The sequence below is a fragment of the Paenibacillus assamensis DSM 18201 genome (assembly GCF_000422445.1).
GTDB classification, from domain to species: Bacteria; Bacillota; Bacilli; order Paenibacillales; family Paenibacillaceae; genus Paenibacillus_B; species Paenibacillus_B assamensis.
On sequence record NZ_AULU01000023.1, the window covers coordinates 32,534 to 49,984 of the forward strand.

Genomic DNA, 17,451 nt, shown 5'->3' on the forward strand with positions numbered 1-17,451 from the left:
CGCGTAAGCGCTAGCTCTCGCGACTTGTAGAGGCAAGCCGCGAGAGCTCAGGTATACATACGCTGAAAGTTTTGCTGTGCACATGCTTTTGCGCAAAAGCATTACCGCGCTGTGCAGCCTAGTTATCGCGCGTTAAGCGCGTGGCCAGCGCAGCTAGACGCCGGCCTACTTTCGGCAGTGCGGCAAGCTCAGCCGGCCGCACAAGCCGCAGCGTCACTGCAAGCGCGCCGAACAACAGCGCGCCGAGCAGGACGCCTATGGCAGTAGCCGCGCTGGCACCGCCACGGCCACCGCCGCAAAGGTGGGCAACCGCAGTGGCCGTTAGCCACACTGCGCCGCCCATAGCGGCTAGCGCCAGCGCTAAGCGAGCTGAGCCCCAGGCCCATACGCTAGGGCCTGCGCCGCCTGCACGCGCAAGCGAGCGTGCTCCTAGCAGCGCTGCAAGGCTAAGCGATGCCAGCGCGGACAATGCCGCGCCTTCCAAGCCAAACGTCGGCACAAGCCAAACGTTCAGGCTCACCTTCACCAGCGCCGCTACCAGCAGATGCAGCGCTGGTGCAGCAACAGCGCCGACACCCTGCAGCATCGCGGCACATACCGCTTGCAGGGCGCCTGGCAGCGCTGTACAGGCCACCAGCACGAATACAAGCGTGCCCTTGTCCTCCATATACAAAGCGGCGTTTACATGCGCCGCTAAGGCGATCAATCCGACCGCAGAAGCAGCGGCAAGCAGCCACGTCCACTTCATCGCGGCCGCCGTCAAGCTTTGCACCTGCTTAGCGTCACCACTCCGCTGAGCTAGAACTAGCGCTGGCACAAGCCCCACCGCCAGCGAGCTAGCAACCATCGTCACGAGCTGAACCAACGGAAATGCCCGGCTATATACACCAAATTGCTCCATCGCCTCCAGCTCACTTGCTCCGCTTTCATTAAGCAAACGTGGAAGCGTGAACGTATCTACAACATTCATCATGGGCACTACGACAGCGCCAAGGCAAATAGGCAGTGCCGTCCATGCGAGGCGCCTCATCCACAGCCAAACACCAGACATATCCGATATCGAATTCCTTATCGTAGGTGCCTGAATCGTACCTGTAGCTCGCATATGCTGTACGGATTTCCATCTCCTCCGTACCATAGTAATAACGAGCACCATAAAGGCAAATAAGGCACCAGCAAATGAACCAAATGCAGCACCTGCAGCTAATTCTGCTTCGGTCGACTCATAAACATATAAGACAAGCAGCAGCACAATCATTACGATGACACGAGCCGTCTGCTCCACAACCTGCGATACAGCTGTGGTTGCCATGCGGCCCCGACCTTGATCATAGCCGCGCAGAACCGCTAATATCGGCAGTATCAGCATCGCATATGACGATGCACGAATCGCTGCCTCCGTATGCATATTGCCAATCCAACCGGCAATATTTCCTGCTCCCATATACATAGCCACAAAACCGACGACACCAGTTATAGACATCATGGTGAGGCCCGCAGCAGCTATTTGATACGTGCCTGTCCGATCGTGAGCAGCTTCCGCATCTGCAACTAACCTAGCTACTGCTATAGGAATGCCTGCTGTTGCAATGACCGTTAATAAAATATAGAACGGGTATACCGTGTTATAAATGCCAAACACACCATCGCCCGCAATATTTTGCAGTGGTATTTTCTGCAAAGTTCCAAGCAGTTTGGAGGTTACGGTAGCCAAGCCCAGCAATAAGGCTCCCTGTACAACAACCCCTGTATGGGCCGTATGTTGTTTCTTCACGACCAATCACGCCTTTAATAAAGTTCGAATCATTTCGTGAAGTATTATAAGCATTTACACTGCCCACGTCCACCAACAACGCTCTTCAAGAGATAAACTGTCAGTTATATCGAGCTTTACAGCACTCCTGTGAGTGTTCTTATATCTTCAACATGTGTCAGTGCAGACTGCTTTATACGTACACATATGTAAATACCTCTACAAATCCTATATTACCGCCCTTTGCAAGCTGATAACATGTCAACTATTTCAATCACCTGTATAGATTTGTGCTGTAACATGCAAAAAAACTCCCGCCGCATGAACGTTTGCGCCTTCGCGCTCGCTTACGACAAGGAGTCTAATTTGCTTAAGTATAGGTAGAACCACTCATCATTTAAAATGGGAGTGTTCTTCTGACTGTTTCATTAATGGAATCTTATTGTTCCATTTGCTTGCCCAAGAAAGCAGCAGCTGTCTCAGCCATTTTTTGTTCCAAAAGTCCCATTTTCACGGACTCATCTTTGTTCATCAATACAACTGTACCAATTGGGTCTCCACCAGAGATAATTGGAGCGATAACATAGGAAGACAATGTCTCACTGCTATCTTTTACGATTTCATAAGTACCTGCATTTGTTTCTGTAACAGTCTTGCGGTTTTCCATGCAGTTTTCCAACAACATGCCGATTTGCTTGTCCAAAAATTCTTTCTTGGATCCGCCAGCTACTGTAATTACAGTGTCACGGTCAGAAATAAGTGTAATATGGTTTGTGCTCTCATAAAGAGATTCTGCGTACTCCTTAGCGAAGTCGCCCAACTCACCAATTGGAGAATATTTCTTCAAGATTACTTCTCCATCACGGTCAACGAAGATCTCAAGCGGATCTCCCTCGCGGATGCGCAACGTGCGACGAATTTCCTTAGGGATAACGACACGTCCAAGATCATCAATACGACGAACAATACCAGTAGCTTTCATGACATATATGCCTCGCTTTCACAATTGTGTGTGGTTAGGACTTGCTTAAGTATTATTGGTAATCAGAGGCGATAACGATATGGACTGTTAAACTGACCATAGTATTCAACTGCCTCCATGTTCTTATACATACTTCATAATACGTAGGGAAACTGATCCAGGTTACAAATAAAATCACATTTTTCGACACTGTGCGACAAAAAACATTGCTGTTTTCAAAAAGTTTTCACATATTGATCTATCATTTATGAAAAAACCAGAAAATTGGTCAAGTATCCCTTTCAAAAATCCACCTTTGACATCTTACTCGATTATCCCAAAAATGTCCACCTTTGGAGGACGATTTTTTTACATTCTTGCATAAATAACGTAAGTTTTATACCGATAAATCAACAATGTTACCAATTTCAATCAATAGAGTGTTTACCTGGAATGCATTTACGTCTATTATGAGTAGACAATTTTTAGGTGCTATCTTGTTACATATTTATGTTTTCCCTTTTGTTACACAAGAAAACAGCCATCCTTTGGCAAAAGGATGGCTGTCGATTATTTAGAACCATGTAGTAATATTTATTCACACATAGGTCTATAGAACTATTTTTTGTCTGCCTCTTCAGCTGGCTTGTCCGCTTCTGAACCTGCAGCAGGCTTGTCCGCTTCTTTATTATCAGCTGGCTGCTCTGTTTTAGGTTGCTCCGTCTTAGGCTCCTCAGCTTTAGGTGTTTCTGGCTGTGGCACAGGAGGAAGTTCCATTTTCTTGATAAGTTTTGGCAACTCATCTTTCATGAACTTGTCCATGTATTGCGTAGCAGCAGTTGCACGCACCATGTTCATTTCTTCCTCTGTCAACTTATCAAACTGTTTCTCTGTACGCTTTTCGACACGCATAACATGATAGCCATACTCTGTCTCAACTGGCGCAGAGATCTCGTTAATTTTCAACGTCAATGCCGCTTCTTTAAAAGCAGGTACCCATTGGCCCACTTGTGCATCTGCATACAAGCCACCATTTGCCTTAGAACCACCATCTTCGGATACTTCGCCAGCAAGCTTCGCGAAGTCTTCACCCTTCTTCAGGCGAGCCTCGTATCCTTTAGCAATTTTCAATGCTTCTTCCTTTGTACGCTCTTTACCACCTTCAGGCTTGAATTGTACAAGGATGTGACGCACACTTGCTGTCGTCATTTCGTTCTTAACTTTTTCGAACTCAGCTTTCAACTGCTCGTCAGTTACTTTTTGATTCATATCTGCTACAACCGTCAAGATGCGGGTTGTGAAATCTCTCATTTCAGCTTCTGTTACTTTTTGAGCTTCAAGCATTTTTTTGAACTGCTCATCGCCAAGCTGTTTTTTAATTGCGTCGATTTGCTCGTTCGCTTTTTTCTTTCCTTCATCTTTCGCCTTATCTGTTGCTTTCTCAGCTAGATATTTATAAGCGATCGTTTCTTTTGCAAAATGCTCGCGGAATTGCTCAATTTGCAGCAATTGTGCAGATTGCGGGTCGAAAATAGAACGGATTGCAATTTCTTTATTGAACTCATTCTCTGTAAGTTGGCCGCCTTCATACGTAGCAACCACTTTGCTTGTGTCTTTCTTAGCTTCTGTCTTTGTGCCTTCTTTAGTCTCTCCAGCGTTGTTTTCAGAACCAGCTCCACAGCCTGTTACGACAAGTGCGAATACAAGCGTTAGTGTCATCAACATCCCTTTCCAGGAACGTTTAGCATTATTTTGTGACATTTTGGAGTTCTCCCTTCGATTTTATTGCATCTTTTGCTTCTTGCATCAATTGCTCCAGCTTCATCAAGAGTTGCATTCCATCGTAGCCGCGAGCTTGTAACTTAATTGGACCGTTGACATTTTGGTCTACGACGAATCGTCTGTCGATACTAGTTGCCACAGTAGCCAGCTTTTTGCGGTCAAGACGCGCCTCTGCCAAAGGATGCACCTTCAGCTGCACATCATCTCCACGTTGGGAGAGCGCTTCAAAGCCATACTGCTTCGCGTACCATTTCAAGCGCGACACAGCTAGCAATTGCAGCACTGCAAGCGGCGGCTCACCAAAGCGGTCGACCAACTCATCACGCAATCCCTCAACTTCATCAAGCGAAGTAAGGCCGGCAACTTTTTTATATATTTCAATCTTTTGAATACTATCATAAATATAATCCCCGGGCAAATAGGCATCAATATTCAGATCGATTAGCGTCGTCCAATCTTGCTGCTCCTCCATAACGATGCCATCCAGCTCCGCTTTGCGCTTCGCCACTTCATCGCTCAGCATTTGAGAGTATAAATCAAAGCCGACTGAAGCAATAAACCCATGCTGCTCCGCACCTAATAAGTTACCAGCACCACGAATAGACAGATCGCGCATTGCTATCTTAAAGCCCGATCCTAGCTCGGTAAACTCTTTAATGGCTTGAAGACGCTTCTCTGCTACTTCATTTAGCACTTTGTCGCGCTGATACGTAAAGTACGCATAAGCAATCCGATTGGAGCGCCCAACGCGGCCTCGCAGCTGATACAGCTGCGAGAGTCCCATTTTATCTGCATCATGCACGATAAGTGTATTTACGTTAGGTATATCCACACCAGTTTCGATTATACTCGTGCTTACCAATACGTCATGCTCGCCATCCAAGAAATCAAGAATCGCTTTCTCCAGCTCCTGTTCAGACATTTGCCCATGTCCAACCGTTACTTTCGCTTCCGGGACTAGCATTTTAATATGGTCCGCCATTTGTGTAATTCCTTGTACTCGGTTATACAAATAATACACCTGTCCACCGCGCGCTAGCTCACGCTCAATCGCCTCTCTCACAAGCGCATCACTGTGTTCCAGCACGTACGTCTGCACCGGGAAGCGATTTTCTGGCGGCGTTTCAATAACCGACAAATCCCGAACACCGAGCATCGACATATGCAGTGTCCTAGGAATTGGTGTAGCTGTTAACGTCAGCACATCCACGTTCATTTTCAGCTTCTTCAGCTTCTCTTTATGAGTGACACCAAAGCGCTGCTCTTCATCTACGATTAATAAACCAAGGTCCTTGAATACAACATCTTGAGAAAGCAAACGATGCGTACCTATAATCACATCAACAACACCTGATTTAACACCCTTCATCGTTTCGTTCTGCTCCTTACGAGAGCGGAAACGGCTTAATACCTGGATGTTAAACGGATAGTCTGCAAAGCGCTCACGGAACGTTTCGTAGTGCTGCTGTGCCAAAATCGTGGTAGGTACGAGCACGGCTACTTGTTTGCCTTCAATAGCTGACTTGAAAGCAGCACGAATGGCCACCTCTGTCTTGCCGTATCCTACATCGCCGCAAAGTAGACGATCCATTGGTCGAGGCAGTTCCATATCCTTTTTAATTTCCTCAATGGCGCGAACCTGATCGCGTGTCTCGTCATAGGGGAACATATCCTCAAACTGCTGCTGCTCAGATGTATCTTTTTCAAAAGCATAGCCTGGTGAAGACTGTCTGGAAGCATACAATTTGATTAAGTCATCTGCAATATCTTTAACCGAAGAACGAACTTTATTTTTTACTTTTGTCCATTCCGTACCACCAAGCTTGTTGATCTTCGGTTCCTTTTCTTCCGAGCTTACATAACGCTGAATTAGATGCAACTGATCAACAGGAACGGATAGCTTGTCGCCCCCCGCATACAAAATATGCAAATAGTCTTTATGGATACCGTTGATCTCAAGCGTACCTATACCTACATACTTACCGATTCCATGATTATGATGAACGACATAGTCGCCCACTTTCAATTCAGAGTAACTGCGAATTCTTTCCGCATTATCTACTTTAGCATCCGATCTCCGCACCGTTTTACGCTGCTTCTGGGAGAACATTTCAGCTTCGGTAATAACGATCAAATGGATCGATGGAAGCTCAAAGCCACTCTGTAAGTTGCCTTTCATAATCGTCGGCTCAGGAATTTGATAGTCTTCCAGTACTCGACGCACTCGATCTACGCGTTCATCTCCATTAGCTAAAATAATGACATTGGCATTCGACTTTTTCCAACGTTCCATCTCTGCTTTTAGCACATTCATTTGCCCATGGAAGTTCTGCATCGAACGGCACATCACATTAACGATATTTTGTGGATGTGTATTAGGTACTTGGCGAAGGAACAGTGCAATGAAAATAGTTTGGAATGGTCGCTTCGTCATTATATCGTCAGAAGATTTACCAAGACCGAGCGCAGGTAGCGTCTTGCCATGCTGAAGCAAATGAGTATTCCATTCCACTTCATCCCGCTCTAGTTGCTTAGCTGTTTCCAACACACGAGCAGGTTCGTCAATAATAAGCAAAGTATCTTTGGGCATGTAGTCGTACAAGGTATAGCCCTCTGGATACATCAAGGTTACATACTTGTACATTTCATTGAAATACATGCCTTCGCGCAATTGATCAATCTCATGATGGATCTCTTGGCGGAGCCGGTCTTTTACATGACGATCACTCATCTTAGCCAGCTGTTCTTCAAGTAACTGCGCTGCTCGATCAGCAGCCTGTTCGAACCGGCCGCGCTCTCCAATTAGCTCTTTGCTCGGCGTAATAAGTAACCGGTCCAACTTCTCCAATGATCGCTGATCGGTTGGATCAAAAGAACGAATAGACTCTACCGTATCATCAAACCATTCCAAGCGATAAGGGAGTTCCGATGTGTATGGATAAATATCCAGTATTCCACCACGAACACTCATCTCACCTTTGGATTCGACGCGTTCCGTACGCTCATAGCCGACTGACACCAAAAATGACAACAATGATTCGAGCGGCTGTTCTTGATCAACAGCAATCGTGATTTCTGCCTTCGCCATTACTTCCTTAGCTGGTAAATATCTGCGCAGCCCGGCATAAGGAGTTACAACAATTCCCCGAAAGCCTTTCGCCAAGCGTGTCATTGCTTCAATTCTCTGGGCAATTACTTCAGGGCTTGAAATGGCTGCTTCAGCCGCTACCAATTCATTGGCGGGGTATAAGAGGACTTGGTCTGGAGTTAGACATTCTTGTAAATCTTCCGTAACTTTCTGTGCGGAAAACATATTATGTGTCACCACAAGTACTGGACGATCTAGCTGCTCAGCCATTGATGCCATCATCACTTGGCGTGCAGAGCCAGATAATCCAGACACAAGTTGTTCTTTCATACCTGCACGAACGCCAGATACGATAGAATTCATATCGCTCTCAGTAGATAATGCTTGCATGAGTGCATTTAACAAAGATAGGCACCTCTTTCTGTAACCAACCAAGAAATAACGAGTAAAGCTCCCTATGTCGGGAACCGCACTCCTATATCATTACGAATATGCATACGATGATCATCGCCATATTCGATTGACTAACCACCATGTTGTGCTCCGTCTCATGAAAGCCTATCTTGCTGTAGCACGGATAAACAATAGGTACATGCTTATGACATTCGCACCAAAAGAGCCTCGGCTAAGTAGCCAAGGCTAGCAGAACGACCTTAACGATAGTAGGCGAATCCACATCACTATTGAAGGGGTGAAGCTAAAAATGCTAATTCTGGATGCCTGCTATAAGCCTCCTGACATAAATCACATGTCATTCGCACCGTTATGTTGCCATCTTCTTGATGCTGAACATAGTGACGGTGCTCCTCCTCCGTGAGCTGGTGGAATCCAAGCCTCACATCATCTGCTGTCGCTGCTTCTAGTCGACCTAGCAGCGAGTGGCAATGCTCGCAAACATAATTCACCGACATGTATATGCCTCCTCAGAACGCAATATACCGTCTATTATGCCCGACAGTTGCCATCATTAGCCGATTACCCGTTGTATTTTGCCATTGTCTGCTCAAAATTATGGGTTAATGCATATTCAACCGCATCACAAGTACGCTCAACGGTCTGCTCTAATAACGAAGCGTCTGCCTTCGGAAACGCTTCCAGTACATAATCCGCAATGTCACGCCCAGGCACTGGACGGGAGATGCCCATACGCACTCGATTAAAGGACTGCGTGCCTGTATGTGCAATGATAGACTTGATCCCATTATGTCCACCTGCGCTGCCTTGATAACGGAGACGTACTTTTCCAAGCTCTGTATCCATATCATCATACAAGACAATAAAATCATCAAGACTAGCTTTGTAAAAGTCCATATAAGCACGGATCGTCTCGCCCGACAAGTTCATATACGTCATTGGCTTGATTAACACAACCTTTTCCGTACCTACACGTCCTTCTCCGATTAAAGCCTTAAACTTGGTTTCTTTTACTTCAATATTGAATCTTCTTGCCAACTCATCAACTGCCATAAATCCAATATTATGACGCGTGTTAGCATATTTTGTACCCGGGTTTCCGAGTCCAACAATCCATTTCATGCTCTCTCACCTTTCTAAGCATCTTGCATTCCCTAAATCTTAAAAGGATTGCTATAGGAGAATGCTGACAAGGGTTACATCTACCGGTGATGAACCGGTTGATGTAACCCTTATGCTATGGGACTAATCCCTATACGGTATTACTCAATTTCGAACAATTTACTGATCGAAATTTCTTCATGAACACGAATGATAGCTTCACCCATAAGCGGAGCTACAGACAACGTGCGAATTTTACTTGATGGGTTCGGATGGGTAACCGGAATTGTATCCGTTACAACGACTTCCTTAAATGGAGAGTCTTCAATGCGCTGCATCGCAGGACCTGATAGTACAGGGTGCGTACAAGCAGCATAAACTTCTTTAACACCAGCTTCAACGAGCGCATTTGCACCAAGTACAATTGTACCTGCTGTATCAATAATATCGTCAATGATGATAGCTGTTTTGCCTTTAATATCACCGATAATATTCATAACTTCGCTCACATTCGGCTCTGGACGACGCTTGTCGATAATCGCAAGCGGAGCATTCAAGAAGTCTGCCAATTTACGTGCACGAACAACACCACCATGGTCAGGAGAAACAACCACAACGTTCTCCATTTGTTTGGAGCGGAAGTATTGTGCCAAGATTGGTACACCAAGCAAATGGTCAACTGGAATATCGAAGAATCCTTGAATCTGTGTAGCATGCAAATCCATCGTAATGACGCGATGAGCTCCTGCTGTCTCAATCAAGTTCGCAACCAATTTCGCTGTGATAGGATCACGGGAACGTGCTTTGCGGTCTTGGCGAGCATAGCCATAGTAAGGAATAACGACGTTGATGCTCTTTGCAGAAGCACGCTTCAACGCGTCAACCATGACGAGAAGTTCCATTAAGTTATCGTTCACAGGTGCACATGTTGATTGAACGACATATACGTCGCAACCGCGCACACTTTCATGCAAATTCGTTTGGATTTCACCATCACTAAAGCTCTTTGTAATCGCATCTCCTAGCGGAATACCAATATAATCGGCAATTTGTTGTGCTAGCTTAGGATTCGAGTTACAAGTGAAAAGTTTCAGCTTGGAATCACAATACGTCATAATCGTTGTTTACCCTCCGGATGGTTTAAATTCAATTTATTTTAATATTACTTATTACTTATAGCTAGTTAAGAATCTAATCTTGCTTTCTTTGCTTTTGCGCGAGAACGAAGCTTCTCCGCATAACCTGGTTTATTTACTTGTCTTTCACGGGCGATAGCCAAATCATTGTCTTCTACATTTTGCGTAATTGTAGATCCCGCAACGACGTAAGCACCATTACCGACTGTTACTGGAGCAATCAGATTGACATTGCTGCCTACGAAAGCATCATCACCAATCTCAGTAACGGATTTATTATATCCGTCATAGTTTACGGTTATTGCACCACAGCCAATGTTTACATTTTTACCCACCTTAGCATCGCCAATATAACTAAGATGCGATACTTTGGAATGGTCATCTACTGATGCATTTTTGATTTCTACGAAATCACCAATTTTGACGTCTTGTCCGATACGTGAACCTGGACGCAAGTAAGCAAATGGGCCAATCGAGCTATCATGCCCAACTTCAGCCTCTGCAAGCACAGATTGTTTCACGCACACTCGATCACCAATTGTAGAATCTGCAATCTCGACATTAGGACCGATCGTGGATTCCATACCAATCACGGTGTTGCCTTTAAGCATCGTTCCAGGATACAGAACCGTATCTGCTCCAATGCTTACCGTAGACTCGATATATGTCTGAGTTGGATCGATAATCGTTACGCCATTCAACATATGCTGCTTGTTGATGCGCTCTTTCATGAGGCGTTCTGCTTCAGACAGAGCCAGACGATCATTTACTCCAATAGACTCAGCAGCATCTGCCGTGCAGTATGCACGCACGATATCGCCTTGCGCCTTCATGATGCCGATGACGTCTGTTAAATAGTACTCTTGCTGCGCATTCGTATTCGTCACCTGTTCAAGCGCGGCAAACAGCTTAGCATTATCGAAGCAATACGTACCTGTATTGATTTCGTTAACGAGTTGTTCTTGCTCTGTCGCATCTTTCTGCTCAACAATTTTCATGACCGAACCATCTTCTGCGCGAATAATACGCCCATATCCTTGCGGATTATCCAGTTCAGCCGTCAAAATCGTTGCCGAAGCGCCTGATTCTTGATGCAGCTTCATCAACATCTCTAGTGTATCAGATGTTACAAGCGGTGTATCACCACAGATCACAATTGTCGTACCTTGCTCTCCATCAAGAAGAGCCTTTGCTTGCTTGACCGCGTGACCCGTACCAAGCTGTTCGGCTTGAAGAACGAATTCTGCCCGATCCCCTACGTAGCCTTGAACGGCTTCTGCACCGTGTCCGACAACGACAACCTTACGTTCACACTGTACTTGCTCAATAGCTGTCATCACATGACCCACCATCGGCATTCCACATACCGGATGCAGAACTTTATACAATTTAGACTTCATTCGCTTGCCTTGTCCTGCGGCTAGCACAATGGCCATTCTTTTCAAAGTGTCCGACCTCCTGCTCCTGTACTCCATACTAGAATATATCCTATTATAGCAAAAAAGAAAAGAGAGCCCCATGATTGGCCCTCTTTCTTTGTAACCCCAAATATTCCCTTGATTAAGCGCCCTCTTCAATAACTTCCTCTTCTGTTGCAGCACGCTCATATTCAGCCAGTACCGCAGCTTGAATCTTTTCGCGAGTTCCTGAAGATATAGGATGGGCAATGTCGCGGAATTCGCCATCTGGCGTTCGTTTGCTAGGCATTGCCACAAACATTCCGTTGTTGCCGTCGATAACACGAATGTCATGAACTACAAACTCGTTATCGATCGTAATCGAAGCGATTGCTTTCATTCTCCCCTCAGTGTTGACGCGGCGGAGTCTAACATCAGTAATTTGCACGTGTGTTCACCACCTTTTTCCATACAAGACTTGGTGTATTATTCCACACGCGCATACAAAATCCTTCTTTATTTTGCCAAGAAATTAACTTTTGTTTGAACTTTTGTTCCGATTTTAATTATTTCGACAGAGTTCGATTTACTTCGAAGCAATCAATTCGATTTCGACAAGTACATCTTTAGGCAGCCTTGCTACCTCAACCGTTGAACGTGATGGCTTATGCGAACCGAAATAGGTTTCATAGATTGCATTCACTTGTGCAAATTGATTCATATCTTTCAAAAATACGGTCGCCTTTAATACCCGATCGAACGAAGAACCTGCCTCCTGTAGAACAGCCTGCAAATTCTGAAATACTTGATGAGTTTGATCTTCAATGCCACCCTCTACGAGAGAATCGTCTGGACGCAGTGCAATTTGACCTGAAGTAAGAACAAGGTCACCGTAAGTAACCGCTTGCGAATAGGGACCTATTGCTTGCGGGGCATCCGATGTTGCTACTGTATGAATCCGTTGAGACATCTGAAAACACTCTCCTTTGGATGAATTAAGCTTCTTCCGTACCAAACTCCATATTTTTGTCAAACAAGTTACCAGGCTTCACCGACATCTGGCGTGTTCTTGTATCAATCGTTCCAACACGCATCAGCGATACATAATCATGCAGCAGGCGTTCATCGCTTGTCACGTCCTTAGACTCTACAAGTACGCCTACACCTGCTACGGTCGCATTGAACTCCTTAAGCAGATCGATCATACCGTTTATCGTTCCACCTGCACGCATAAAGTCATCGACAACTAATACACGTGAGCGCTCCTTAAGCGCACGACGAGCCAACGTCATCGTATGAATGCTCTTCTGCGAGCCAGATACATAATTAATGCTGACAGCAGAACCTTCCGTTACAACATGATCCCTTCTGACAAGCACAACAGGTAAATTGAGATGGGCAGCTGTTGCATACGCAATCGGAATCCCCTTTGTCTCCACTGTCATCACACAATCAATCTCATGATTTGCAAATACGGAGGCAAACATCCGTCCAATTTCATTCATTAGACCAGGCTGACCAAGTATATCAGTTAAGTAATAGTATCCACCTGGTAGCATACGATCAGGCTGCTGCAATTCATTGCAAAGCCCTTCGATAAGTTCTAGTGCCCTTTCTTTAGAGCACTTCGGGATAAACTTTACTCCACCAGCTGCCCCCGCTAAGGTAAGCAGCTCACCCGTACCTTCACTTTCGCACACTTCTTTAATAATCCCCAAGTCTTCACTTATAGAGGACTTAGCTGCCCCATAACGCTCTGCAAACGTAGTTAACGGAATAAGCGTATGTGGTTTGGACATTAAATATTGTGTCATTTCCACGAGACGGGCACTTCTTTTTAATTTTTTCATCACGTTCTTCCTCGCTAAAAACCGAATATTATATTCGGTATAATACATTAATGTTCGTTATTATTCAAGGAAAACCGCATTGTTGTTTTCATTTATTTACATATTCAAATGACCCAACATCTATCCTAAGTAAGCATGCGCACTGCATACACTTCTTTGCAGAAACCACGCAGGCCATTATAAATTCTTGCAACCTTTGATTCTTTTGATACAAGTCCAAATACAGTAGGCCCGCTTCCCGACATAAGCACACCATCCGCACCAAGTCGAATCATCGCCTCTTTGAGCTGAAGCACTTCAGGGTGCATCGGTAATGTGACATCTTCCAATACGTTGCCTAAATGCGCACATATATCTGCAAAAGATTGCTGTTCAATCGCTTGTACCATATTTGCCAGGCTTGGATGCTTGCCAATCCGCTCTACCTTGAAGTTCCCGTACACATCTGCCGTAGATACGTTAATAGGCGGCTTAGCTAGAATGACCCAGCATTGTGGGGGATTGATAATTCGCTCCAACTGTTCACCGCGTCCACTCGCAATGGCTGTCCCACCTGTGACACAGAATGGTACATCCGAGCCAAGCTCAGCCCCTAGCTTCAACAGCTCTTCTTGCGGAATATTCAGCTGCCACAATCGATTTAATCCTCGCAGTGCTGCTGCTGCATCACTACTGCCTCCAGCAAGTCCAGCTGCAACAGGGATATGCTTGTCTAAGTGAATGTATACACCCTTACGGACGTCATAGCGTTCCTTGATGAGTTTAGCAGCTTGGAAAGCCAAATTCTTCTCATCAAGAGGTATGTAGCCTGCTTGGCTGGATATGATAATGGTGTCTCGCGGAAGTTCCTCCATTTCCAATCGATCTGCCAAATCGACCATTGTCATGACCATTTCGACCTCATGGAAACCATCTTCCCGCTTATGCAATACGTCCAGCATCAAGTTAATCTTAGCTGGCGCTTTCTCGTATATTTTCACCGGCCTTCACCCTTCTTTATCCTACGGATCGCTTTCGTTATTATAACAGACTCTCCGAATCAAGTCATTCGAGAACAGCCTGCACAACGAGCTACCATATAACGAAAGCGAACCCGCTCTTTTTTTCAAAGAGACATGGCTCGCTTCTACCTTCTTGTCACCTTGTTCCATGGCAATACTACTCAGTAGTGATGAAAATACATGAGGACTGTACTACTGAACCCTTTACATCGAATTACCCTTTACGTGCAGCTGCTTCTTCCGCCATTTGAATAGCTCGCTTGATCATATTGCCCGCATCCTTAGCGCGTATTCCTCCCCAACCTTCCTTTTGCACCGTATCATAAAAGCCTAGCTCCTTCGCTAATTCAATTTTCAATTCCTCCGACATGGTACTGCGCCTACGACGACTCATGGAAATACCCCCTCAAGATAAAAAAGTAATAAGACCTTATGTCAATTAGAGAAGGATTCTCTCCTGCATTAGTTTGCGCGTCAATGCGGCCATTATGTATGAATCGTAAAGCTAGGGGCTAAGGGCTGAGCAGCAAACCGCTCCGTATAAGAAAAAAAGCAGCCCAAAGGGCTGCAATTGAAACGGGTTATACTAACCGCGAATGAATTCGATCTTTAATTCGCCGTTGTCTGCGCAGACGGTAATCTCTACCGACTCCGTCAATATATCTGCATAGCTGTAGGATACTCGTTTGAACGCATTCTGTTCCTCATCCAGCTTAACAATAAAAACAGAATGGTAGGTCTCTTCCAATACGCCTGTACGCTCAATCGTCTTGCGACGGCCACCATTTGCTCGAAGCAAAATCTTCTGGCCGACGTGAGATTCCAGATTGCGTCGTATTTCCAAAAGCGCGTTTTTCGCCATTGGTACTACCACCTCTTTTCTTGTCCTATTATAACGAACAAAAGAGGTAATGTCAAATTAAACAAATAATTATAGCAACAACTACGTTTTAATGTCAATTAATTTTTTTATCCAATTTTGTAGCTTACCCGTTCCAAGCCTGTTCTATTCGAACTCACACCATGGATGGGGTAACTTGCAAACTGGAGAGGTCCTTCCACTTTGGCATCCCTACTCGGTAACTGCCTCTGGTCTCTACTCCACCCAACCCTTCCATGCCTGTAATCATATGCGGCGTAATATCAGCCATCTGTACGGTATCTTTCACAGAAGTATAGGCTGCCTTAGCAGCGACATAAACGGGATCGAGCGCATGTATCATAATACGACCAGGCGAACTGGCGAAGTTAGCCCCGACTTGCAGTAAGGCTTCAAAATGAGACTGACACGCCCCCGCGACAACGTTCAGCAAATCGTAATGCTTCTCATATTGTCGAGCCGTTCTTACAGCATTCACAAAATGCTGAGAATTTTTATAGCTTTGTAAGCTGTACAGATCACGATGCTTCAGACCCTTCAATACCCCGTCATGTCCGGTAATGACAATGATGTCTGGTTTTACACGAGGAAGCAGTTGCGCCACCGTATCAGCCATTTTCGACTCCGGTACATAATGCCCCTCAGCCGGTACACGTAGCTGCTGATATACAGCCATACTTTTACGTAAATAAGAAGCATCTCCATCCAAATGAAGAATTTTACCCGGCATCTCAAAATAGGAGGACTTGCTCGTTGTTTCTGAAGATTGAAAATCATTCTTGCGACGTTCTGTTTGGCGCTTGCGATGCTGTTGTATCGATTCAACCGACTGTAACATCTTAATCTGCGCTTGTCTTGTGCGACGCCTTAGTGTCGTATCTGACACGGTAAGGAGGTCGTTCAACGGAGAGTCGGCCATTAATCGATAGTCTGTTCCTTTAAGGACCGTCATCTCGTTCATAACGTGCTCTACACGAAATGTAATATCTCCGCCGTAGGACTTGCGCACGACCAAGTCTCCTACCTTCATAGGTTCATCACCTCTTTGACTATGGTATGGGCAAGGGCTTGATTTGGTTCATGAACATACCAAAAACGCACAATGGATAGAAGCAAATACTGCTCATCCATTGTGCGCTCTCCGTTAATGGCTATTCAGGTTGCTTTAGTAAAGCTCCAATGGCATCGCTAAGACGCGCAAACTCTTCAAGAGACAATGTCTCTCCTCTACGCTGCGGATTAATATCTACCGTCTCAAGAGCTCCCTGAAGCCCTTCTACGCCTGCCTCAGCACCATAACGAGCTTTAAGGTTGTTCCACAAGGTTTTACGGCGCTGTGCGAAGCTAGCTTGTACTACGTCAAAGAACAAGCGCTCGTCATTTACTTGTACAGGTGGATTCTCACGAACTTTTAAGCGAATAACAGCTGATTCTACGTTCGGCTGTGGAATGAATACGGTATGAGGCACCGTACACACAATTTCCGGCTCACTATAATATTGTACAGCCACCGTTAAGCTTCCGTAATCCTTGCTGCCAGGAGCTGCCGCCATACGTTCAGCCACTTCTTTCTGGATCATTACGACGATATTTTTAAGAGGCAAGCGCTCCTCTAACAGTTTCATCATAATAGGTGTCGTCACATAATAAGGCAAGTTCGCTACAACACTAACCTTATCCATGCCAGAGAACTGCTCTTCAAATAGTGCTGATAAATCCACCTTGAGGACATCATTGTTCACAACACTCACGTTAGCATATGGCTCCATTACTTCAGCCAAGATCGGAATGAGTCGCTGATCAATCTCAACAGCTGTTACCTTACCTGCTTCACGGGCTAGCTGCTCGGTCAATGCTCCGATACCAGGACCAATCTCTAATGCCCCTGTTTTTTCATCTAAGCCAGCAGCCTGAACAATTCTGCGCATAATGTTCATATCGATAAGGAAGTTCTGTCCCAAACTTTTCTTAAAGGAAAATCCATGCTTCTTAATAATTTCTTTCGTACGCGACGGTGTCGCAATATCCATCATTGAACGCGTCATCTTGTATTCCCAGCCATCCTCTCGTACTATCCTTGCTATTCTA

The 17,451-nt window shown here is 45.3% G+C and carries 16 protein-coding genes; all 16 read right to left on the reverse strand.

Annotated features, from left to right (window positions below; genetic code table 11):
• Positions 1–118 precede the first annotated feature (118 nt).
• Positions 119–1,774: a putative polysaccharide biosynthesis protein gene (locus H580_RS0113085; protein WP_028595197.1), complete on the reverse strand. Its 1,656-nt coding sequence runs from the start codon at positions 1,772–1,774 to the stop codon at positions 119–121.
• A gap of 418 nt (positions 1,775–2,192) precedes the next feature.
• Positions 2,193–2,735, reverse strand: coding sequence for a stage V sporulation protein T (gene spoVT, locus H580_RS0113090; protein ID WP_028595198.1), 543 nt, complete (start codon positions 2,733–2,735; stop codon positions 2,193–2,195).
• 597 nt (positions 2,736–3,332) lie between these two features.
• Positions 3,333–4,475 (reverse strand): peptidylprolyl isomerase, encoded by a 1,143-nt coding sequence (locus tag H580_RS0113095; RefSeq protein WP_028595199.1) that lies wholly within the window; start codon positions 4,473–4,475, stop codon positions 3,333–3,335.
• Positions 4,462–7,989, reverse strand: a complete 3,528-nt coding sequence (gene mfd, locus H580_RS0113100) for a transcription-repair coupling factor (protein WP_028595200.1) — start codon at positions 7,987–7,989, stop codon at positions 4,462–4,464. Before mfd ends, H580_RS0113095 begins: the two co-directional genes overlap by 14 nt.
• 275 nt (positions 7,990–8,264) lie before the next feature.
• Positions 8,265–8,495: an anti-sigma-F factor Fin gene (locus H580_RS0113105; RefSeq protein ID WP_028595201.1), complete on the reverse strand. Its 231-nt coding sequence runs from the start codon at positions 8,493–8,495 to the stop codon at positions 8,265–8,267.
• Between the two features lie 64 nt (positions 8,496–8,559).
• Positions 8,560–9,120, reverse strand: a complete 561-nt coding sequence (gene pth, locus H580_RS0113110) for an aminoacyl-tRNA hydrolase (RefSeq protein ID WP_028595202.1) — start codon at positions 9,118–9,120, stop codon at positions 8,560–8,562.
• Positions 9,121–9,260: 140 nt separating this feature from the next.
• Entirely contained in the window at positions 9,261–10,214 is a 954-nt protein-coding gene (locus H580_RS0113115; RefSeq protein WP_028595203.1) for a ribose-phosphate diphosphokinase, read from the reverse strand.
• Positions 10,215–10,282: 68 nt separating this feature from the next.
• Positions 10,283–11,680, reverse strand: coding sequence for a bifunctional UDP-N-acetylglucosamine diphosphorylase/glucosamine-1-phosphate N-acetyltransferase GlmU (gene glmU / locus H580_RS0113120; protein WP_028595204.1), 1,398 nt, complete (start codon positions 11,678–11,680; stop codon positions 10,283–10,285).
• 115 nt (positions 11,681–11,795) lie between these two features.
• A complete protein-coding gene (gene spoVG / locus H580_RS0113125) occupies positions 11,796–12,080 on the reverse strand; it encodes a septation regulator SpoVG (protein ID WP_028595205.1) in 285 nt (94 codons plus the stop codon).
• 138 nt (positions 12,081–12,218) lie between these two features.
• A complete protein-coding gene (locus tag H580_RS0113130) occupies positions 12,219–12,602 on the reverse strand; it encodes a RidA family protein (protein ID WP_028595206.1) in 384 nt (127 codons plus the stop codon).
• A 25-nt stretch (positions 12,603–12,627) separates the two neighbouring features.
• Positions 12,628–13,482, reverse strand: a complete 855-nt coding sequence (gene purR / locus H580_RS0113135) for a pur operon repressor (RefSeq protein ID WP_028595207.1) — start codon at positions 13,480–13,482, stop codon at positions 12,628–12,630.
• Between the two features lie 125 nt (positions 13,483–13,607).
• Positions 13,608–14,462, reverse strand: a complete 855-nt coding sequence (gene ispE / locus H580_RS0113140) for a 4-(cytidine 5'-diphospho)-2-C-methyl-D-erythritol kinase (RefSeq protein ID WP_028595208.1) — start codon at positions 14,460–14,462, stop codon at positions 13,608–13,610.
• Positions 14,463–14,697: 235 nt separating this feature from the next.
• A complete protein-coding gene (locus tag H580_RS0113145) occupies positions 14,698–14,877 on the reverse strand; it encodes a small, acid-soluble spore protein, alpha/beta type (RefSeq protein ID WP_028595209.1) in 180 nt (59 codons plus the stop codon).
• A gap of 192 nt (positions 14,878–15,069) precedes the next feature.
• Positions 15,070–15,345: a biofilm formation stimulator Veg gene (veg, locus tag H580_RS0113150; RefSeq protein WP_028595210.1), complete on the reverse strand. Its 276-nt coding sequence runs from the start codon at positions 15,343–15,345 to the stop codon at positions 15,070–15,072.
• 154 nt (positions 15,346–15,499) lie between these two features.
• Complete coding sequence (yabG, locus tag H580_RS0113155; RefSeq protein ID WP_028595211.1) at positions 15,500–16,393, reverse strand: sporulation peptidase YabG; 894 nt, start codon at positions 16,391–16,393, stop codon at positions 15,500–15,502.
• Positions 16,394–16,514: 121 nt separating this feature from the next.
• Positions 16,515–17,408, reverse strand: a complete 894-nt coding sequence (gene rsmA, locus H580_RS0113165) for a 16S rRNA (adenine(1518)-N(6)/adenine(1519)-N(6))-dimethyltransferase RsmA (RefSeq protein WP_028595212.1) — start codon at positions 17,406–17,408, stop codon at positions 16,515–16,517.
• Positions 17,409–17,451: the final 43 nt, after the last annotated feature.

Excerpts from the sequence above, each read along its gene's own strand:
- H580_RS0113095 (WP_028595199.1), bottom strand. The coding sequence starts at position 4,475 with ATGTCACAAAATAATGCTAAACGTTCCTGGAAAGGGATGTTGATGACA.
- pth (WP_028595202.1), bottom strand. The coding sequence starts at position 9,120 with ATGAAATGGATTGTTGGACTCGGAAACCCGGGTACAAAATATGCTAAC.
- purR (WP_028595207.1), bottom strand. The coding sequence starts at position 13,482 with ATGAAAAAATTAAAAAGAAGTGCCCGTCTCGTGGAAATGACACAATAT.
- H580_RS0113115 (WP_028595203.1), bottom strand. The coding sequence starts at position 10,214 with ATGACGTATTGTGATTCCAAGCTGAAACTTTTCACTTGTAACTCGAAT.
- rsmA (WP_028595212.1), bottom strand. The coding sequence starts at position 17,408 with ATGACGCGTTCAATGATGGATATTGCGACACCGTCGCGTACGAAAGAA.
- yabG (WP_028595211.1), bottom strand. The coding sequence starts at position 16,393 with ATGAAGGTAGGAGACTTGGTCGTGCGCAAGTCCTACGGCGGAGATATT.
- veg (WP_028595210.1), bottom strand. The coding sequence starts at position 15,345 with ATGGCGAAAAACGCGCTTTTGGAAATACGACGCAATCTGGAATCTCAC.
- H580_RS0113145 (WP_028595209.1), bottom strand. The coding sequence starts at position 14,877 with ATGAGTCGTCGTAGGCGCAGTACCATGTCGGAGGAATTGAAAATTGAA.
- spoVT (WP_028595198.1), bottom strand. The coding sequence starts at position 2,735 with ATGAAAGCTACTGGTATTGTTCGTCGTATTGATGATCTTGGACGTGTC.
- H580_RS0113130 (WP_028595206.1), bottom strand. The coding sequence starts at position 12,602 with ATGTCTCAACGGATTCATACAGTAGCAACATCGGATGCCCCGCAAGCA.
- H580_RS0113105 (WP_028595201.1), bottom strand. The coding sequence starts at position 8,495 with ATGTCGGTGAATTATGTTTGCGAGCATTGCCACTCGCTGCTAGGTCGA.